We start from the raw sequence: 20,354 nt of genomic DNA on the forward strand, positions 1-20,354 counted from the left end.
CTTTTGGAGGACCCTTAAAGAAGACCTTATTGAAGATACCGATTTCGACAGCTTTGAAGAGCTGGAAGATGAACTCCTCAAATATCTTGTTTATTATAACTGGGAACGGCCACATCAGGGCATCAATGGTAAAAAACCTATCGATATGGTCACCCTAAACAACAAATAAAAATACCTGATTCTGTTACCGAATTACTAAACCCTTACAGCAATGACATACTTCTTTAACACAAAATGGCTTTAACACAAATGGCACGAACTCTTTAGGAATTCGTGCCATTCGTTTTTATTCGTGAAATTTGTGCCCGATTCAATTCGGGCTATTCGAGTCAATTATTTCTTAAAGTGATCTATGATCAGATTAGCCAATTCAACACCTATTCTTTCCTGGGCCTCGTTGGTGGCAGCACCAATGTGAGGGGTTAAGGAAATTTTAGGGTGTTTCAGGATCTCTTCGCGAGGAGTTGGCTCGTTATCAAATACATCTAAAGCAGCAAATGAAACCTGGCCGCTGTTTAAAGCGTCGATCAAAGCAAGCTCGTCAATTAAACCACCACGTGAAATATTTACCAGGCCAACACCCTTTTTAGTTTGAGCCAATTCTTCGGCGCCAAAAAGAGCTTTGTCGATAAATGGAGTATGCAGGGTAATAAAATCAGCGGTTTTGATGATCTCATCTAAGGTTGAAGTTTTAACAGCTACTTTTACTGTTGTACCGCCACCTAAAACAATATCCAACTCAGGGTTAAAAGGGAACAAATCATAAGCCAAAACTTCCATGCCTACGCCAATAGCTATTTTAGCTACTTCTTTGCCAATACGGCCAAAGCCAACAATCCCTAAAGTTTTGCCACGCAGCTCAATACCTTTTGCATAAGCTTTTTTCAGATCGTTAAATTTGGTACCACCTTCAACAGGCATTTTACGGTTGCTATCTGGCAAAAATCTTACCGCGCCAAATAAGCTTGCAAAAACAAGTTCGGCTACTGATAATGATGAAGATGCAGGCGTGTTATAAACGCTAAGGCCTTTTTCCCTTGCGTATTCAACATCAATGTTATCCATACCAACACCACCACGACCGATTACCTTAAGATTAGGGCAAGCGTCAATTAATGCTTTACGCACTTTGGTAGCACTGCGCACGGTAATGGCATCGTACTCTTGTAATTTAACAGATAGTTCATCCTGTGGGATGTTATTAGTATCAACAAAGAAACCAGCTTCTTCTAAAAGTTGTTTCCCAATTGGGTCGATACCGTCATTAGCTAATATTTTGATCATCTTGTTAGTTCATTGGTTCATTAGTTCATTGGTTCATTGGTATGTTGCGTTAAATATTTAACAACCTGATGAACGAACGGGGAACTAATAAACGATTTAGAGTTAATTTATTTAGTTTAATAGTTCACCGGCCTTATTCATCAAGTCCTAATGAACTAATGAACCAGTGAACTAATGAACTACGACTACTTATTTAATTCAGCAAACTCCTGCATTACGTCAATCAGCGCGTAAACGCTGGTTATTGGCAATGCGTTATATATTGATGCTCTGAAACCACCAACACTTCTGTGGCCTTTAATACCAACTATGCCTCTTTCGTCGCATAGTTTAAGGAATGGTTTTTCCAGTTCTGGATTTTCCATTACAAAGGTAACATTCATGTGGGAGCGATCTTCAACAGCGCAAACAGGTTTAAATATAGGGTTGCGTTCAATTTCCTCATACAATACCCTTGCTTTGGTAATGTTTTCCTGCTCAATAGCTTCAACACCACCTTTGGCCTTTAACCAGTTTAAGGTAAGCATAGAAACATAGATAGCAAATACCGGTGGAGTATTGTACATCGAACCACCTTCAATTTGAGTTTGGTAATTCAACATAGCCGGAATCTTACGATCAACTTTACCCAGGATCTCGTCCTTAACAATCACCAAAGTAACACCTGCAGGGCCCATATTTTTTTGAGCACCGGCATAAATCAAACCGAAATCGGCAACGTTGATTTTGCGGCTGAATATATCTGACGACATATCGCAAACAACCGGGATTGGTGATTTAGGGAACTCCTGTAACTGTGTACCATAAATGGTATTGTTTGATGTAATGTGGAAGTAAGCCGCATCAGCAGGAATAGTATAATCCTTAGGGATGTAAGTAAAGTTGCTTGCTTTTGATGAGGCAACAATCTCCACTTCGCCAAAATATTTAGCTTCTTTTAAAGCTTTGTTTGCCCATACGCCTGTTTCCAGGTAAGCAGCTTTGCCGTTTGATGGCAGCAGGTTATAAGGAGCCATTGCAAATTGTGTACTTGCGCCGCCCTGTAAAAATAATACCGAATAACCTTCTGGTACACTGAATAATTCTTTTACCAATGCAACAGCTTCATCCAAAACTGCTTCAAATTCTTTTGATCTGTGAGAGATCTCCAGCAATGATAATCCTGTACCATTAAAATCAATAACCGCCTCTGAAGCTTGTTTTAAAACTTCGTGAGGTAAAATGCCTGGTCCGGCACCAAAATTATGTTTCATATAATTAACGAATTGTAGGTTCTGAATACTTGATTAGGAACTTTGTATTTAGTTGGGCCGAAGTTAATTAATTTGACAAAATATATAGAGATTATTTACATTTTTTGAAAAAATATACAATTAATCAACAAAAGCCTTTTTGATTGCAAATTTTAAATTAATCCTATTGGGTTGGTAGTAATTATTACAATTGTAATAACTTTTCGGGGTATTTAAGGTTTGATATAGCACCCAGCTGATTGGCCGAGGAGAACACAGAATTGCCTGCAACAAGCACATTTGCACCAGCATCTAACAATTTTGTTACATTATGCTCACCAACTCCGCCATCAACTTCTATCAGTAAACCTGGATTTTTCTTTTGGCTAAGTTGTTTTAAGTCGTTGAGTTTCTTGTAGGTATTATCAATAAATTTCTGTCCGCCAAAGCCTGGGTTTACAGACATGATAAGCACCATATCCAGGTCGGCGATGATATCTTCAAGCAAGGCAACCGGAGTATGCGGGTTAAGGGCCACTCCTGCCCTGCAGCCAAGTTCTTTGATGGCTTGTATAGTACGGTGCAAATGCGGGCATGCTTCATAGTGAACGGTCATACCATCCGCACCGGCATCCTTAAAAGCCTTTAAATAACGGTCGGGATCAACAATCATTAAATGTACATCCAGCGGTTTGGTGGCGTGCTTTTTAGTGGCTGCAACAACCGGGAAACCAAAGGAGATGTTTGGCACAAACATGCCATCCATAACATCAACGTGCACCCAATCGGCATCGCTTTTATTGATCATTTCAATATCACGTTGCAAGTTGGCAAAATCGGCAGCTAAAATTGATGGTGCTATCAGGTGGTTCATATGCAAATATATAAAACCCAAGGTCGGCAAAAAGTAATTATTTGTAAAGTTTTTAGGCAGCCCGTCGTCCTCAACTTGTTTCAAGATCACACAGGACAAGTGATCAGCATGAAATATACCCTGCAAGAGGGATACCGAAATAAATTGAACTACTAAATTTGATGGAGAATTTTAAAAAAGGAACAATTACAACATCTGCACATCTGAAATCTAAAATCTGCACATCTGCAACTTAATCACAGTTAAGCAACAGATCATAGTACTTTTTCATCAGTACCGTATCGTAATTAACTAAGGAGCCATAAGCCTCTGCTACCAGCTCATTCAAAATTGATGAGCCAAGCTGACCACCTCCATTGGGAATGGAATCGTAGTACAGTATTAATTCTTTAACGCGGATGATCTCATATAATAATTGCTGGACCAGATCGGTATGTGCACCTGACTGCTTTCCATGCGGATTATTGTTGAGAAAATCTAAAGGATCGTTAGTAGCAGGAGTCATGTTTTTTACAAGCGGGATCGAACTTTAAGGTTTTATCAACTATTTATTAACTGATATAAAGTTTAAATAAATGCCTTTTGTTTTAATTTATTAAAAAAAAGTGTAAAAAACACAAGTTAAATAACAAAACCCTCATAAAGAGGGTTTTGTTATTTATTTAAAACTGGAATTATTTATCTGTTTTTGGAGCTTCTGGTCTTGGCAATAATGCCTTACGGGATAACTTTAATTTACCTTGTTTATCAACGTCAAGTAACTTAACCCTTACCTCATCACCTACTTCAAATATACCGTCCATTTTCTCAATCCTGCGGTGATCTATTTCAGAGATGTGTAACAAACCATCTTTACCTGGCATGATTTCAACAAATGCACCAAACGGCATAATTGATTTCACTTTACCTTCGTATATCTCGCCAACTTCTGGTTTAGAAGCAATATTGCGGATACGTGATAAAGCCTGATCGATAGACGCTTTGTTATCGGCAAAAATTTGAACGATACCCTGGTTGTCTTTTTCTTCGATAGAAATAGTTGCACCGGTTTCGCGTTGCATTTCCTGGATAATTTTACCACCGGGCCCGATAACAGCACCAATAAATTCTTTATCAATTTTGATGGTAACGATACGTGGAGCATGTGGTTTTAAATCAACACGTGGCGCAGTAAGCGTCTTAGACATTTCGCCTAAGATATGTAAACGACCATCTTTTGCCTGGTTTAAAGCGTTAGTTAACACTTCGTATGAAAGGCCATTGATCTTCAAATCCATCTGTACGGCAACAATACCATTAACAGTACCTGTTACTTTAAAGTCCATATCACCCAAATGATCTTCATCACCAAGGATATCAGACAGGATAGCGTATTTAGTACCCATTTCATTGGTGATCAATCCCATCGCGATACCTGATACCGGCGATTTGATCTTTATACCCGCATCCATCAAAGCCAATGTACCGGCGCAAACCGTAGCCATTGATGATGAACCGTTTGATTCTAAAATATCAGAAACGATACGGATTGTGTATGGGTTTTCATCCTCAGATGGCAATACTTGTTTTAATGAACGCATGGCCAGGTTACCGTGACCAATTTCGCGACGACCAGCACCCCTGTTTGGACGAACCTCGCCGGTTGAGAAACCTGGGAAGTTATAGTGCAACAGGAATTTTTGGTAACCGTTGATGAACGCGCCATCAATCATTTGCTCATCATCCTTAGCACCTAATGTTACGGTGGTTAATGCCTGAGTTTCGCCACGGGTGAATACTGCAGAACCGTGAGCAGATGGTAAATAACTAACTTCGCTCCATATAGGGCGAATCTGAGTAGTTGTACGACCATCTAAACGTTTACCTTCATCTAATACAAGGTTACGGATAGCATCATACTCTACATCATGATAGTATTTTTTAGCAAGGAATTTAGTGATATCATCAATCTCGCCTAAAGTAGCGATATAAGCATCACGAACTTCTTTGAACTTGGCAGAACGCTCATCTTTTGCAGATGCAGAAGATGCGATAGCGTAAACCTGGTCATAAGTAGCAGCGTAGATAGCTTTTTTCAAATCTTCATTGCTGTGCTCATGGCTGTAAACACGTTTTTCGGTTTTGCCAACCTCAATGGTTAATTCTTTTTGAGCTAAACACTGTAATTTAATAGCAGTGTGTGCAAATTTAATGGCTTCAACCAATTCAGCTTCCTGAATCTCTTTTGATTCACCTTCAACCATGTTGATGTCATGCTCGCTACCTGCTACAATAAATTCTAAAGTAGCACGCTCAAGCTGGCTTAACGTTGGGTTGATCACTAACTCGCCATCAATTTTAGCAACACGTACTTCAGAGATAGGACCATTAAATGGAATATCAGATACAGCCAATGCTGCTGATGCTGCCAAACCGGCAAGGCAATCAGGCATGATGTCCTTATCTGCCGAAATTAAAGAAATCATCACTTGTGTATCAGCGTGATAATCTGAAGGGAACAACGGACGTAAAGCACGGTCAACCAAACGTGAGATTAAAACCTCATAGTCTGATAAACGCGCCTCGCGGCGTAAAAAACCACCCGGGATACGTCCGGTGGCAGCGTATTTTTCCTGGTAGTCAACAGAAAGAGGTAAAAAATCAACTCCTTCTTTTGCTTCCCGTGATGATACTACAGTAGCCAATAACATGGTATCACCCATTTTAATAACTACAGAGCCATCTGCCTGTTTAGCCAGTTTACCTGTTTCGATCTCAATGGTGCGGCCGTCACCTAAATCAATAACTTTTTTAATTACGTTTAAACTCATCTTCTTTTGTTTGTGGTGCACTTTTCATCTTTCGGAGCACACCGGTTTTTTATGTGTGTAATATTAGTTTCAGTATATAATTGCCTGTTACCGGCAATGATTTATAAGCTTTTTAACAGGTGGCCTATAATGTATGCAAAAGTAAAAAAGCCATCCCCAAACTTGGGATGGCTTTTAAATAAAAAAGGAGAGAATTACTTAATGATATCCCTTAGCTGTAAAGCTTTGATGATAGCACGATATCTTTCAATGTCTTTTTTGAATAAGTATGCCAGCAATGCACGGCGTTTACCTACTAATTTTTGTAGTGACAACTGGGTTGAAAAATCATGTTTGTTCTTTTTCAGGTGACCAGTTAAATGTGCAATACGGGTGGTGAATAATGCTACTTGTCCTTCTGCAGATCCTGTGTCTGTAGCACCTTTACCGTGTTTTGCAAAGATCTCAGCCTTTGCTTCTTTACCTAAATACATTACTTGAATAATATTAAAGCGTTAAATATTCTGTTAATTGTGGGTGCAAAGATAGCGTGAATGTTTCATATATGCAAGGGAAATGACAAGATGCTTTTAGGATAAAACCATAATATTTAGCCTGCCTTTTGATAAGGGATATTGAAGTAAAAACAGCTACCTTTTCCTGCGTCACTCTCCACGCCGATGTTTCCTTGTTGCAACACAAGAAGCTGGTGGCAAATATAAAGACCAAGGCCGGTACCCGGTTTGCCCATGGAACGATCAGCCTGGTAATATCTTGTAAATAACTTGGCTTGTTTTTCTTTAGGGATGCCTGTTCCGGTATCTATTATACGCACCTCCAGTTTTTGCTGCTGTTCGTCAATCGATCGCAAACTAACCTTAACGGTTACGCCTCCACTCTCTGTGTATTTAATGGCGTTACCCAGTAAATTAATCATCACCTGTTTTAGCCGGAAAACATCTCCAAGAACTAATACTTCTTCATTCCCATCAAATTCTGCAGTTAAATAAATTTGCTTATTCTCTGCAAGAAAGCTCATGGCCGCTATCGCCTGGCTAATTTCCAGGCAGGGGTTAAACTCAGATAAGTTAAGCACTTCATCTTTCTGATGATCTATCTTACTGGCATCCAAAATATTATTAATGGTTTCCATCAGCATTTGCGCCGCGTGATTCATGGAAGCCAATCGTTTTTGCTGATCAGGCGCACGAATGGTCTTGTTTAAAATATAAATTGTTCCTGTAATGGTTGTGAGCGGATTACGGATTTCATGACTCATAATGGCCAGCAACTCAGATTTCTGCTCGGCAAGAGCAACAGCTCTTTCATTTTCTGAAAGATAAAGATCTTCTGCCCTTCCTGCTTTGCGGATGTAAATAAGCAACAGGATGATAAAAACAAGGACCATAATAATGGCCACACCTGTAAAATTGTTAAGCTCGCCCGTTGCCATCTGGTATTGCGCCAGTGCTTCATTCCGGCTTATATCCCAGGCGTTAATGTGCATATCCTTCAATTCCTGTATGAGCTGGTGAAGCTGGATAACCAGGTCAAGATTAGCACCAATCAGCTGTTTGTTTGATTGGGTAAGATGATTGTTTTCTTCATTAAGCTCCCGCACCAGTTGTTCAACCGATAAATTCTGCTTTTTAACCAATGATCGCGTAACAGAATCACTGATCTGTTTTACACGGTTAACTGTGATTACCCTAACGGTATTACCCGCCTGGTTTTTATTGCTAAAGGCATCCCTAAGCCGTTTAAAGAACCCTTTTTTACTGCCGGGCGCTTTTATATCTTTTACCAATGTATCAGCTTTGGCTTTTGTTATATTAGTATGGTGCCTGTGTTGATAAGCAGCCACAATAGTTTTATTGCTCTCCCCTTGTATGCCCCTAATGGTTGTTACTATTAAAAGAGAATCAAACCGGTGTTTAAGTTCTAATACCTCTTTTGATATTTGTAATTTACGGTTAAATGCTTTTTCAAGCTGCCCCTTACCCTGTGGAAAATATTGAGGGATATTAGATTTATACTTATCGAGTATGATATTGATCTGGCTAAAAACATTGGTGAGTTTTGTTTTATAGGTTTCCAGTTTATCGCTGCCACCATATAAACTTGCCTTCTGAAAATCATTCTCAGCGCTGTTTAAATCCAACAGAATATTATTGATTTCCTGAGCCTGCAGCGGGTCTTTGTAGTGCTGGCCTACATATTGTAGTTTTTCTGAAATGGAGTTTCTCAAAAACAGCGAGCCAGAAGTGAGGAGGAAAATAAATACCAGGAATATAATAAATATCCTACGGAGATAATGTGTTGATCCCGCTTTTGTAATTCCCGTATTTATCAGCATCGTTTAATCATTATAATAAGGAAAAATTAATTGGTTTAGGAGCTTATTAGTAACAGATTACCTACAGATGCCTTGCCATTTTAAATAGCCAATAAAATTTTCCAAATATAGGAATTTCATCCTTATTCATTTTTTAAAATAAGTTCAAATAGAGGTAAAATCAATTACAAACGAATGCGTTGTGTGGTAAACAATTGAAAATAAATAACATATACCTACAACACAAAATAAGCGCTGCCGGTCATAAACACTTTTACACGCAGTTTAAAGAATAAACTGAAGTATTTTTATAGATAATAGTATAAGGGAAGTACTTTTATAAATGTACAGGATAAGCGGTTTCCTGCTTTGTTTCCGACAACACGAAAAAGCTTTGCATATTCAATACATCAGGCAACCCTGTTAGCTTCGTCATGAGCAATACATTATATTCGTTCATGTCACTTATGGCTATCCGGAGTAAAAAATCAAAGTTTCCGGTCATATGATAGCATTCCATAATTTCCGGCAACTTGACCACCTCCAGCTGAAAGGCCAGCAAAGCATCCCGGGAGTGCTCTTTTAGCTGTACGTGGGTATAAGCGATAAGCCCGCGGCCAACCTTTTTAGGATCAACAATGGCCACATAGCGCTTGATGTACCCTTCATCCTCCAGGCGCTTTATCCTCAGATGGATGGGCGTAACACTTTTGTGCAGCAGGTAGCCTATTTCTTTATGCGTTATTTGCGCATCCTTCTGCAATAATTCTATAATAGCAACATCGGTATCGTCAAGTTGATTGTTCTGCATGGAAATATAAGCTATACTTTAATTAAAAATGGTTCAGCTTCATTAAAAGAAAGTACACCCGCTTCCAGCATAAAGTGCTCGGCCTGTTTTACCATGTTTACCGAACCAATAAAAATTGGTGAACGCTGGTGTAGTTCCATTACATCAAGCTCCAGGATCCTATAGTTCCCATTAGTTGCCCTGCCCCCAGCCTGTTCTATAATAAAAGCCATTGGGTTACACTCATAAACCAGGCGCAATTTACCATTGGGAGCGGCGGCGGTAACCGGATAAATAAAGATACCGCCTTTAATGAGGTTACGGTGCAGGTCGGCCACCATTGAACCGATGTAGCGCGAAGTATAGGGCCGTTTAGTACTTTTATCCTCCACCTGGCAGTACTTGATGTATTGCTTTACCCCTTTAGGGAAATGCACATAATTCCCTTCGTTAATGGAGTAAATGAAACCATCTTCGGGGATCTGCAAATTGGGGTGCGATAAACAAAACTCACCTATGGATGGATCAAGCGTAAAGCCATTAACGCCTTTTCCTGTAGTGTAAACCAACATGGTTGATGAGCCGTAAATTACATAGCCTGCCGCCACCTGGGCGGTACCCGACTGCAGCACATCCGCCAGCGTGGCAGGCCCCTCCTGCGATAACCTGCGGTAAATTGAAAAAATAGTACCTATGGGCACATTTACATCAATATTAGAAGAACCATCCAAAGGATCAATAGCCACAATATATTTGGCATTATTTGCCACCGCCGCATCTATCCGGATGATATCTTCATTTTCTTCTGATGCTACTATGCAACATTCGCCACCGCTCGCCAGTGCAGATATGAATTGCTCATTGGCAAAAACATCCAGTTTCTGCTGACTTTCTCCCTGGATATTTATGCTTCCGGCTTGCCCCAGGATATCCATCAGGCCAGCTTTGTTCACCTCCCGATTAACAATCTTTGCCGCGATTCCAATGTCGCGCAACAGCCTGGAAAGCTCTCCTTTGGCGTACGGAAAATCGGCCTGTTTTTCAATAATAAACTGGCCCAAAGTTTTAACTATCGGCATATACTTAGTGTAAAGTTTACGTTTTAAATAATAATAATTGGTGCTTCCAAGTTAAGTACTTAAATCCTTAAAAAACAACATTTAAGTATAATTTTTTTATAAATCGTCAAAATATTCGCATTATGCAAAAGATACTAAGTGTAAAATAGGCCAATTTTCAAACCTGTTATTCTGACATTAAACAGCGTACAATAGCCGTTTTTTTTAAAAGCGATACAAATTGCCACCTCTTTTAATCTTAGCAATCATCAATTACTGCATTTTTAGTTCTTTTTTCTAAATACTGCCAATCCTATAGTTTCAGAAACTAAATACACCAACCTTTACAGTATTCAGGATGACCAACATCCTCAGCTAACCAATTACAACAATTATAAACCAATGAAGCCTGTAAAAATCCTGGTGATTGGTGCCTGCGGACAGATCGGCACCGAACTGACCCGTGCCTTAAGATTAAGGTATGGCAGTAACAATGTCATTGCGGCCGACCGTTTTTTCCGTAGTACGGATGATGGTCTTTACCGGCAACTGGATGTTTTAAATATTGACGCATTAACGCATCTCATCCGCGAGGAACATGTAACGCAGATATACCTATTGGCTGCCATGCTCTCGGCAAGCAGTGAGCAACATATCCATACCGCGTGGGAGCTTAACATGAATGGCTTGCTTAATGTGCTTAAAGTAGCGGCTTCCCAAAAGCTGGACAAAGTTTTCTGGCCAAGCAGCATTGCCGTATTTGGCCCCGGATCTCCTAAACACCTTTGCCCGCAGGAGCCAACTACAGAACCAAACACGGTTTACGGCATCAGCAAACGGGCGGGCGAGTACTGGTGCCAGTATTATTTTGATAAATACGGGCTTGATGTACGCAGTCTCCGCTATCCCGGTCTTATCTCTTACTCATCGCCTCCGGGCGGCGGCACCACCGATTACGCGGTTGATATATTTTACCAGGCCGTTGAAAAAGGCCATTATACCTGTTTCTTGCAGGAAGACGCCTGCCTGCCGATGATGTACATGCCCGATGCTGTGCGCGCCGCGATAGAGTTGATGGAAGCTCCCGCCGGACAAATTAAAATACGCACATCCTACAACCTTTCTGCATTAAGCTTTTCACCATGTGATTTAGCGGCGGCAATTCAAAAATACATACCGGCTTTAGAGGTTTCGTACCAGCCCGATAGCCGGCAGGCTATTGCAAGTAGCTGGCCGGCCAGTGTTAATGACCAATGCGCCCGCACCGATTGGAACTGGCAGCCACGGTTTGATCTTAATATGATGGTAAGAGATATGCTAAAAAACCTGAAACACAAAAAAAAGGCAACTGAAGCAGCGCAGATCTGGCTCAACGATGATAATTGTGTTTTTACAAGAATAGATGAAGCATGAGAGAACTGCAAATAACCCAAACCATTACCAACCGGGAAACCCGTGCGGTAGAAACCTATCTCCAGGAACTGGGCAAAGTGAACCTCATCAGCTCCGAGGAAGAGGTAACACTGGCCAAACAAGTGAGGCAGGGAGATAAGGCAGCACTTGACAGGTTGGTTAAAACCAACCTGCGTTTCGTAGTTTCTGTAGCCAAAAAGTACCAGCATCAGGGTATGCCCCTATGCGACCTGATTAGCGAGGGCAACCTGGGACTAATCAAAGCGGCCAAAAAGTTCGACGAAACCAGGGGCTTTAAATTCATCTCTTTCGCAGTATGGTGGATAAGGCAGAGTATTCTTGCGGCCCTTACAGAAAACTCACGCATGATAAGGTTACCGATGAACAAGATTCACGATATATCAAAAATCAATAAAGCGATGGCCGTGGTTGAACAGGAAACCTTACGCAAACCTTCTGCAGAACAGATTGCCGAATACCTGGATATATCGCCCGAAAAAGTTAATGAAGCTTTGTCTGTAGCGCCGTGGATAACCTCACTGGATAAGCCATTTGGGGATGACGATGATTATTCGCCTTACGAGCGGCTTTACGAAAAAGATAACAGAACTGATGCGGCCCTGATGGCAGAGGATGCATCATTGGAGATAACCATGCTCCTATCCCGTTTAAGCGAACGGGAACGTTCCGTAATCGATATGTCTTTTGGGCTTTCGGGAGATGGCGAAGTGCCCGCAGCAGAAATAGCCCGGTGTTTGGGGCTCAGCAGGGAACGGGTAAGGCAAATCCTGAATGAAGCCCTTTATAAACTACGCAACATAAAATCCACATGAAAAAGGTAAATGATATTGCTCAGAACCTATCACTGAAAAACAGGATTAATTACCAGTTGCCAACTGTAAAATTGGTGGAACAATGCCTGCAAAGACAAGAAGGCGTATTAAATGATACAGGGGCCCTGGTGATATGTACCGGTGAGTTTACCGGCCGCAGTCCGGCTGATAAGTTCATTGTAAAAGATGTACTGACGGATAAAACCGTTGACTGGAATAAATTCAACAACCCAATATCTGAGGCATCTTTTCTAATTCTCCGCCGGGATATGACTGCTTACCTCAACCAGCAAGCCGAGGTATGGGTAAGGGATGGTTACGCCTGCGCCAACCCCGCATTTCAAATCAGCATCCGGATAGTGAATGAATGCCCTTCGTCAAACCACTTTGCAGCTAACATGTTTATTGCGCCGGATGCTGATGAGTTGAAAACCCTGCAACCCGACTGGACCATCATCCAGGCTGCTGGGTTTAAAGCAAACCCTGCAAAGCATGGCACCAGGCAAGGTAATTTCACCATTGTTTCCTTTACCCATAAAACCATCCTTATAGGCGGTACCGGGTATACCGGCGAAATCAAAAAAGCTGTCTTTACTGTGCTTAATTTTATTTTACCTGTTAATCACCGGGTGTTAAGCATGCACTGCAGCGCCAATGAAGGGCCGGAAGGCGACACCGCCCTATTTTTCGGCTTAAGCGGAACAGGTAAAACAACGCTAAGTTCAGACCCATCCCGCAGGCTGATAGGTGATGACGAACACGGTTGGGATGATACGGGTATTTTTAATTTTGAAGGGGGCTGCTACGCTAAAGTAATTAACCTTTCCGAAGAGCATGAGCCGGATATTTACCGGGCTATCCGCAAAGGGGCATTGGTTGAGAATACCTGTTTCACCAGCGATACTAACCGGATTGATTTTGCAAACAAAACGATCACTGAAAATACAAGGGTAAGTTATCCATTAAATTTCATACCAAATACCAAAGCTCCTGCCCTATCCGGCATCCCCCAAAACGTGTTCTTTCTTACCTGCGATGCCTATGGCGTATTCCCACCAGTGAGCCGGCTAACCCATGAGCAGGCCATGTATTATTTTATCAGTGGATACACAGCAAAAGTTGCTGGTACAGAAGAAGGAGTAAAAGAACCGCAGGTTACCTTTAGCACCTGTTTTGGCGCACCTTTTTTGCCACTGCATCCTAACCTTTATGCCTCACTGCTGCAGGAGAAACTCGAAAAACATCAAACCAAAGTGTGGATGATAAACACCGGTTGGTCTGGCGGACCTTATGGCACTGGTAGCAGGATAAGCCTGGCATACACCCGGGCAATGATCTCTGCAGTTCTTGCTGGGCAACTGGAGAAGGTAGCTTACCGCTCGCACCAGGTTTTCGGCGTTTTTATTCCTGAAAGCTGTCCCGGCGTTCCTGCTGCTATTTTGAACCCAAGGGATACCTGGGCAAACAAACAGGATTACGATTTTATTGCGGGCAGATTGGCCGATAAGTTCAGGGAGAATTTTAAACCATACCAGGATCAGTTACCCTCATCATTGGCGCATGCCATGTAAAGCATATACAAATTAACTGCGGCCCGGCCGTTGTTTACTGATTGATAATATTTTTAAAATGTCCGTCTTGGACGTTTTTTCTTTACAGAACCGTCTGGCTTCTCCACTTTGTGATAACCGGGTGATTCAAAAGAGGGTTTGCTTGCAACAGGCGATGGCTTTTGCGCAGACGCTCTTTTATCCTCGGCTATCCTCACACTGAGCTGCCTGGTTTCTATCTCCATACCGTCAAAAGCGGCGATAGCCCTGTCTGCACCCGCCTGATCGGTCATATGAACAAAGGCATAGCCCTTGCTTTCACCTGTATCTATATCCGTAACAATCTTCACCATTTCTACCTGGCCTTCAGTCATAAACAACTCCAGCAGTGCAATTTCCTGCATGGTTCGTGGTATACCCACAACAAATAATTTTACCATATTATAATTTTAGGTATTTTACCTTATAAATCTACTCAAATAACGGAGAATAGTTTCCGGGAATCAGAAATTGTGCAACGTGCACACCCCTTTTGCCTTTTAGCACATGTATACCAAAACATGTTTTTTTTTAATTCACCGTTCAAATTGTTTGCCCGTTGATGGTTTTTACAAAATCTTTGCCACCATCATCCAAAACCAATACCCAGTCTTGCCCGTATCCATTGTCGGCGGTATAACCTTTTTAGTTACGTTTGGCATGTTGCCAATAACCGTCGTTTTTCCATCACGCGGGTTATACCAGTAAGCGTATAAATTGCCTAATCATATAATGTTAGTTCTGCTTTTATACCGCCCGGCTAACCATGCGGCAAATATAGCAGCATTATTATCATTAAAAATCTCCGGATCAGCGCCCCAGGTATTTTTATATAATTTATCGCCCCATGTTGGCAAAACAGCAATATTCAGGTGATACTTTTCTGCCCTGTCAATAATGTAATCAACATGCTCAAAATATTTTTCATTGGGCTGGGTGGGATCATCGTTAACTAAGGGTGTTTCGCCATATACGTTTGGGGGGATGCAAACCATCTAACTCTGTAAGCACTACTGCCTGTATTACGGTAAAGCCTTGGCTGGCTCTTGTTTGTAAATAACTATCTGCTTTTTCTCTGTTCAACCGCTCAAAAAGCTCCCAGGCGGTGTCACCCATCAAAAAAAAAGGCATTTGATCTTTTAATATAAAATGCTTGTTTGCGCTTATACTAAATTGGGCTGCAACCGGCCTAACTGATAGCAATGCTAATACTATAAAAACACATTCCCGCATGAACGAAGATAGGTAAAACGCTAATCACTAAGCCTTTATTTATTCAACCAACAGCGTAGCTTAAACCCCTATAAAAATACTTATAGTCAATAAAATAATAACCAATCACCTCATCAGTATACTCACTAGCAATTAATTGAAAGAAACCGTCGCCAACCTAAAAATACCTCTGCCATATAGGGGCAATTGACTGTGGCCCTGCCCTGATGTTTGCCTAAAGCAGAAAAAATTTAAGAATACAATCTCATGCCTAAAAAAGAAACTTCCACTACTAATAAATAAAATTATTTATTAAGAAATATGAAATGACTTAATAGTATACAAATTATAAATTTGGCAATTTTTCATCCATAACGATGGCCGTATTTTGATTTTTACAATTTGATTTTATATACTTACAAAATCTATTAGGTAAGCATCCTGCTTACCATTGTGATAAGGTTTAGGTTTAAAGTCCCCGGCGGCGAGCGCTTAGGGGACTTTTATTTTGATTTCGAATATTCTGCAATATGGTGTTGCCACAAAACCTTGTATTATTACACTTGCTTGCAACAGAAATAATAAATACTGATCACATAAATTACCCGGTTGTTTTCGTAATTATTTTTTTTAAAAAAATTCGCTTTCCTGCCAGCAATAAAAAGTAATTTCGCCACCTGTTCATTCAGGATACTACTTAATTAATTTATGTCTGCAGATAATTCCATTTCACCCGTTCAAGCCGACCTTGTCCAAATTATTTCTAAATATATTTTACTTGAAGAAAGCCGCAAACACTTAAAAGGGCGCTGCCCCTTTCATAAGGACCTGGCAACCTCATTAATGGTTTCTCCTGATAAAAATATTTTTCAATGCTTTGGCTGCGGCAAAGGTGGCGGCCCCGTTGAATTTGTAATGGCAATAGAAAATAAATCACGCGAAGAAGCGATACACCTTATCGCCACACAAAAACCTTTTTAAAGGCGGCGGGTAGCTAAATATCATCCATATTTCCAGCCCACGTTCTCCGGCCATCCGAGAACTCCCCTTTTTAATGAAATAAAAAAAGAGGCTGTATCAATTTTACATGATACAGCCTCGTTAATTAAAGGCTTTAAAAAGCGGCTATCGGGCCCTGCTATCAGGGGAATTTAACACTGTTATATGAAGATATATCAGCCGAAGGAATATTAGCATTGTATTGTTTATTAATAGCGCTTATAAACTGATTAGCCACAACGGCATAACCCCTTGGCGTTAAATGTATCCCATCCAACGAAAAAATGCCCCCGCTAATATAATTGGAGTTTAAACTTACTCCATTAATAAGCAAGCCCGATTGTTTTATGTTATTCAGGAAAGTAAAAGCATCAAAAACAGCCAGGCCTTTTGCGGCAGCAACAGATTTAATGGTTCCGTTATAAGAATTAACATAATCAAGTGTCATAGCTGCTTCTGCTTGATCAAGCACATATTTATTATCTATAGGGGTATAAGGCGTTAGTCCGTAAGGCAGGTTGCCAAATGGCGTTGATACAGGTGTCCCAATCATACTTGTTGGAAAAGTAAGTATGATTAAATCAGACGCTGTAGCGGCCCGCGGCGCATAAGTGGTACCAGATACCAGCGCGTTTATATAAATCGCTGTAACAGACGGATTGGCCTTCTTAACCCCCGCCAAAATTGCATTCACGGTTATTGTAGTAAAGTAAGGTACCGAAGTAACATCTGGTATAGTAGCCACCACGCCTTTTGCGCCACCTGCAGTAAGCTTACCAATAAGCAGGTTATATAGTTGTGCAAAGGTATTTTTGTCTGTTAAAACATCACCTACACCACCGGCTGTTGCATATCCAAGGGCATCGTTATTACCAAGCCAGTTGGAGAAAAAGGTAAAAGGCTTCGCGGTAACAAAATCAAGATACGTAGTATTGTTTGTAGGTGCGTTACCGGGCAGCAAACGTTCAAAGTACCCATTTAGATTACCGTATGGGGCATAGGTGATGTGAAATAATTTTATGCCCGGTACTCCATAATTATTAAGTTCGCCGGCATATTTGGTATATAAAGTAACGTTACCGAAACCAGGTACCGCTAAAAAACCTCTTATACCCAGGTTTGTAGTTACCGGCGTAGTCATAGGAGTTCCATCTGCATTAAACCCGCCCAGCTTCAAATAACCAGAGCCATTTGCCTGCTCAGGGGTAAAAAGTGGTTGCGTAAATGCCCCTCCTCCTACACTTAACATTTGTTTGGCAATAATACTTGGGTACGAGTTTAATTGTCCTTCGCGGTAAAGGCCGCCATCAGCATAGCCTGCAGTTAAGGAATTACCGATGGATATATAGCGCGTAAAATCTGCGGATCCTTTGGATGGTTTAAAGGTGTTAATCTCTGGCTTGCAGGCTGCAAAGCCCAATACACCAAGGATAAATAAGTAGCGATAGCAATATTGTTTAAAAGTCTTCATCTGTTTATTGTTTAGGATTTACCAGTGGTAAGCAAGAGAAATGCCGGGGATGTGTACATCAGTTTTAAATGTGCCTGATAGTTGCGATTGAATATTGGTTTGCGTGCGCGACATCAGATGCTCATATTCAAAACTAAAGTCAATATCAATGTGGCTGGTGGCATGATAGCCTAAACCTGTTGTTAAAAAAATACGATTAGCATCTGGTGCTTCCGGGGTAACATAGCCATCACGAACCGCGGTGCTGGCATAACCGCCGCCGGCGCGTATATCAAATTTGTTATTTGCCTTGTATTGCGCGCCCGCCCTTAAAGAAACCGCGTTTTTATAGTTACGCTGGGAGTAAGTATCCTGCAACTGTGCAGTATTGGTTGCATAATTAAAAGCAAGTTGCTTGTAAACACTCCAGTTTACGTAATTAACATCAAATGCCAGCATGAGCTTTTTGTTGGGATATATACCAAAACCGATTGATGCTGTTGCAGGCAGAGGTAATGAGGAACTAAAAGTATTAGGCTGTGGGAAACTGCTTTGGAGAGAAGCAGGTACGGTAAATATTGCATCTCCTTTTTTAATGGTGGTATTTATTTTTGAACGATAAGATAAGCCCACGGTAAACATCTCTGATGGTTTATAATAAATACCCGCATTCCATCCGTATCCGTTACCGCTTCCCTTTATCTCGGCTTGTCCGTCCTGCCCGTTTTGATTTGATATCGGAATGGCCTGGGTTAAATCAACCGTGCTGCGGTTATAAACAAACCCTGCACCTATGCTTAGGTTACTGGCCAGTTTAACGCTCAATGTAGGCTGAAAATAAAAGGCTTTAAGATTCAGGCTTTCCAGCGAATATCTCCCAGCCCAATCATGGCCCCAATCGGTTAGCCCGCCAAAAGGCGTATAAACGGCCAGTCCAAGTTTCCACCAGGATGATTTGGGGCCTACCGCAGCATAAACGCTAAATGGAGTGGCAACCTTGTTGGTGGTGTGGTACTGAGCCGATGTACCATTTGGGTTAAAAACGGATTTAAATACAAGCGGGCTTATTCCGGCCTGGATGTAATTACCGGGCAACATAACAACCGCGCCGGGGTTAAAAAATACAGAAGCTCCATCCTGCACCACCCCGGTGCCGGTGTGCCCCATCCCGATCTGTTTCTGACCTTCAAGGTTAACCTGAAATCCCTGGGCGAACGCCAGAACCGGTAATAACGCGAACGCTAAGAGTAATAGTTTTCTCATAATATAATTGGTATAATTTAGGCCGCAGTTTGGGATTGCGCCTATTGTTTATTAAAAATTAAAATTACTTCGTTAAACAATCAAAAAAAGGGCTATAATGCGGAGATATTAGTCAAAAAGTCGGTTATGAAATATTTAAACCTTTTTAAGCTTTAAAATGAAGAAGATAGGACAACTCAGTTTATCAAAGTTTGCGGACCTGTATGCGGACAAGCTGGTAGGCCCTGATTTTTTTATTACAGACGAAAAACAACTCCTCTCCCTTAGTGAATACCCTTACCGCTCAGATGGTTATATTATAGGTATCTGTACGCGCGGAACCGCGTTAGTAGAAGTAAACCTGCAGGTTTACGAAGCTAAACCTGATGCCATGCTACTGGCTACCCCTTTTCATGTATTAAGGATATACCAAAGCAGCCCCGATTTTTTGTGCAGGTTTATTGTTTTTTCAAAAGCCTTCCTTATTGAGAATAATGTAAATAGTCATTTCCTTGAATCTTTCAGCTATTTTAAAAGTGCATCCCTGCCGGTAATCTATCCCGATCATGAGGATGCTAAAATGCTGCTTGAAATTTATGTCCTGCTTCAGCAAAAACTCGACAGGCAGGATCACCCCTACCGGATGGAGATTTCCAGGAGTATCCTTATTACACTATTATATGAAGTAGGATCTATTTATGAAAAGCAGCATGTGATGGTTAAAGGAAAACTAAACCGCAAGCAGGAGTTGAATGTACTTTTCCAGGATTTAGTGTTTCATCATTATAAAGAGCACCGTAATGTGCAATATTATGCAGATGCTTTATGTGTATCATCAAAACACCTTACCGAAACCATAAAAGATGTAACCGGCAGAACTGCAGGCGAATGGATAGATGACGCCGTGATTCTTGAAGCTAAGGTTTTGTTAAGGAACCAGGAAATCAGTATAGCTAATATCGCGTATGTAATTCATTTTCCAGATCAATCATCTTTTGGCAAATATTTCAAAAAACAAACCGGCTCATCGCCTTCAGATTACAGGATGGCTATTCCCCGTTAGTTAAAGCCCTACTTTAGCCAATATTCTTCTTTCCGACTTTTTGACTAATATCTCCGTACTGCCGCCCTTTGCGGCAGTAGCCTTCACTTCTAATTTTACCCCCTGATTATATAACCGGATAGCGCTTGCTATCAAAACAAATGGGGGCCGGTAAAGCCTTGTAAATTTTACCAGATTTAACATAATAACCT

21 protein-coding genes and 1 pseudogene are annotated in these 20,354 nt (G+C 41.1%); 6 read left to right on the forward strand and 16 right to left on the reverse strand.

The genetic code is table 11. The features are described from left to right. The coding region (locus AC1DYB_RS29150; RefSeq protein WP_477440373.1) for an integrase core domain-containing protein at positions 1-169 on the forward strand (169 nt) is incomplete at its 5' end. Positions 170-333: 164 nt separating this feature from the next. On the opposite strand, the gene AC1DYB_RS29155 is transcribed toward AC1DYB_RS29150, so the two are convergent. The 9 genes from AC1DYB_RS29155 to fbp all read right to left on the reverse strand — a co-directional run bounded on the left by AC1DYB_RS29155 (position 334) and on the right by fbp (position 10,383). Further along, positions 334-1,284 carry a D-2-hydroxyacid dehydrogenase gene (locus AC1DYB_RS29155; protein WP_477394714.1) on the reverse strand — a complete coding sequence of 317 codons (951 nt, stop codon included), beginning with the start codon at positions 1,282-1,284 and terminating at the stop codon, positions 334-336. Between the two features lie 185 nt (positions 1,285-1,469). Further along, positions 1,470-2,537 (reverse strand): 3-phosphoserine/phosphohydroxythreonine transaminase, encoded by a 1,068-nt coding sequence (gene serC / locus AC1DYB_RS29160; RefSeq protein ID WP_295715367.1) that lies wholly within the window; start codon positions 2,535-2,537, stop codon positions 1,470-1,472. A gap of 184 nt (positions 2,538-2,721) precedes the next feature. After that, positions 2,722-3,390, reverse strand: coding sequence for a ribulose-phosphate 3-epimerase (rpe, locus tag AC1DYB_RS29165; RefSeq protein WP_295715369.1), 669 nt, complete (start codon positions 3,388-3,390; stop codon positions 2,722-2,724). A 232-nt stretch (positions 3,391-3,622) separates the two neighbouring features. Beyond that, positions 3,623-3,895, reverse strand: coding sequence for a hypothetical protein (locus tag AC1DYB_RS29170; RefSeq protein ID WP_295715371.1), 273 nt, complete (start codon positions 3,893-3,895; stop codon positions 3,623-3,625). 169 nt (positions 3,896-4,064) lie between these two features. Continuing rightward, a complete protein-coding gene (pnp, locus tag AC1DYB_RS29175) occupies positions 4,065-6,200 on the reverse strand; it encodes a polyribonucleotide nucleotidyltransferase (RefSeq protein WP_295715373.1) in 2,136 nt (711 codons plus the stop codon). Positions 6,201-6,394: 194 nt separating this feature from the next. Next, complete coding sequence (rpsO, locus tag AC1DYB_RS29180; protein WP_076379122.1) at positions 6,395-6,673, reverse strand: 30S ribosomal protein S15; 279 nt, start codon at positions 6,671-6,673, stop codon at positions 6,395-6,397. A 116-nt stretch (positions 6,674-6,789) separates the two neighbouring features. Then, positions 6,790-8,535 (reverse strand): sensor histidine kinase, encoded by a 1,746-nt coding sequence (locus AC1DYB_RS29185; protein WP_477440296.1) that lies wholly within the window; start codon positions 8,533-8,535, stop codon positions 6,790-6,792. Positions 8,536-8,851: 316 nt separating this feature from the next. Next, on the reverse strand, positions 8,852-9,325 hold the full coding sequence (locus AC1DYB_RS29190) for an Lrp/AsnC family transcriptional regulator (RefSeq protein ID WP_295715380.1): 474 nt from the start codon (positions 9,323-9,325) through the stop codon (positions 8,852-8,854). Positions 9,326-9,336: 11 nt separating this feature from the next. Further along, positions 9,337-10,383: a class 1 fructose-bisphosphatase gene (fbp, locus tag AC1DYB_RS29195; protein WP_295715382.1), complete on the reverse strand. Its 1,047-nt coding sequence runs from the start codon at positions 10,381-10,383 to the stop codon at positions 9,337-9,339. Positions 10,384-10,764: 381 nt separating this feature from the next. Here fbp and AC1DYB_RS29200 point away from each other — a divergent pair, with 381 nt between their 5' ends. From AC1DYB_RS29200 to pckA, 3 genes are read left to right on the forward strand one after another with little or no spacing between them, the layout of a single operon-like run. Continuing rightward, on the forward strand, positions 10,765-11,775 hold the full coding sequence (locus AC1DYB_RS29200) for an NAD-dependent epimerase/dehydratase family protein (protein WP_477440299.1): 1,011 nt from the start codon (positions 10,765-10,767) through the stop codon (positions 11,773-11,775). Beyond that, positions 11,772-12,608, forward strand: coding sequence for a sigma-70 family RNA polymerase sigma factor (locus AC1DYB_RS29205; RefSeq protein WP_477440301.1), 837 nt, complete (start codon positions 11,772-11,774; stop codon positions 12,606-12,608). The genes AC1DYB_RS29200 and AC1DYB_RS29205 overlap by 4 nt, the downstream gene beginning before the upstream one ends. Then, on the forward strand, positions 12,605-14,179 hold the full coding sequence (gene pckA, locus AC1DYB_RS29210; protein WP_477440302.1) for a phosphoenolpyruvate carboxykinase (ATP): 1,575 nt from the start codon (positions 12,605-12,607) through the stop codon (positions 14,177-14,179). Before AC1DYB_RS29205 ends, pckA begins: the two co-directional genes overlap by 4 nt. Positions 14,180-14,232: 53 nt before the next feature. Here the strand turns inward: pckA and AC1DYB_RS29215 are convergent, their stop codons facing one another. The 4 genes and pseudogenes from AC1DYB_RS29215 to AC1DYB_RS29230 form a co-directional block, all read right to left on the reverse strand. Beyond that, positions 14,233-14,598: an RNA recognition motif domain-containing protein gene (locus AC1DYB_RS29215; RefSeq protein ID WP_477440304.1), complete on the reverse strand. Its 366-nt coding sequence runs from the start codon at positions 14,596-14,598 to the stop codon at positions 14,233-14,235. A 168-nt stretch (positions 14,599-14,766) separates the two neighbouring features. Further along, positions 14,767-14,901 (reverse strand): annotated as a pseudogene (locus AC1DYB_RS29220) (hypothetical protein); the annotation flags it as partial. A 21-nt stretch (positions 14,902-14,922) separates the two neighbouring features. Further along, positions 14,923-15,192, reverse strand: a complete 270-nt coding sequence (locus tag AC1DYB_RS29225; protein WP_477440306.1) for an apiosidase-like domain-containing protein — start codon at positions 15,190-15,192, stop codon at positions 14,923-14,925. Beyond that, positions 15,146-15,430: an apiosidase-like domain-containing protein gene (locus AC1DYB_RS29230; RefSeq protein ID WP_477440308.1), complete on the reverse strand. Its 285-nt coding sequence runs from the start codon at positions 15,428-15,430 to the stop codon at positions 15,146-15,148. Before AC1DYB_RS29230 ends, AC1DYB_RS29225 begins: the two co-directional genes overlap by 47 nt. Positions 15,431-16,117: 687 nt before the next feature. Here AC1DYB_RS29230 and AC1DYB_RS29235 point away from each other — a divergent pair. Beyond that, positions 16,118-16,390 (forward strand): CHC2 zinc finger domain-containing protein, encoded by a 273-nt coding sequence (locus AC1DYB_RS29235; protein ID WP_477440310.1) that lies wholly within the window; start codon positions 16,118-16,120, stop codon positions 16,388-16,390. A 160-nt stretch (positions 16,391-16,550) separates the two neighbouring features. Here the strand turns inward: AC1DYB_RS29235 and AC1DYB_RS29240 are convergent, their stop codons facing one another. Together AC1DYB_RS29240 and AC1DYB_RS29245 are read right to left on the reverse strand one after the other, a co-directional pair. Beyond that, positions 16,551-17,879, reverse strand: a complete 1,329-nt coding sequence (locus tag AC1DYB_RS29240) for a G-D-S-L family lipolytic protein (RefSeq protein ID WP_477440312.1) — start codon at positions 17,877-17,879, stop codon at positions 16,551-16,553. An 18-nt stretch (positions 17,880-17,897) separates the two neighbouring features. Further along, entirely contained in the window at positions 17,898-19,121 is a 1,224-nt protein-coding gene (locus AC1DYB_RS29245) for an OmpP1/FadL family transporter (protein ID WP_477440314.1), read from the reverse strand. A 157-nt stretch (positions 19,122-19,278) separates the two neighbouring features. On the opposite strand from AC1DYB_RS29245, the gene AC1DYB_RS29250 reads away from it, so the two are divergent. Beyond that, positions 19,279-20,163, forward strand: coding sequence for a helix-turn-helix domain-containing protein (locus AC1DYB_RS29250; RefSeq protein ID WP_477440316.1), 885 nt, complete (start codon positions 19,279-19,281; stop codon positions 20,161-20,163). On the opposite strand, the gene AC1DYB_RS29255 is transcribed toward AC1DYB_RS29250, so the two are convergent. Beyond that, positions 20,164-20,346, reverse strand: coding sequence for a hypothetical protein (locus AC1DYB_RS29255; protein WP_295715403.1), 183 nt, complete (start codon positions 20,344-20,346; stop codon positions 20,164-20,166). It abuts the gene before it with no gap. Between the last annotated feature and the right edge of the window lie 8 nt (positions 20,347-20,354).

The sequence above is a fragment of the Mucilaginibacter sp. P2_A4 genome (assembly GCF_056405015.1).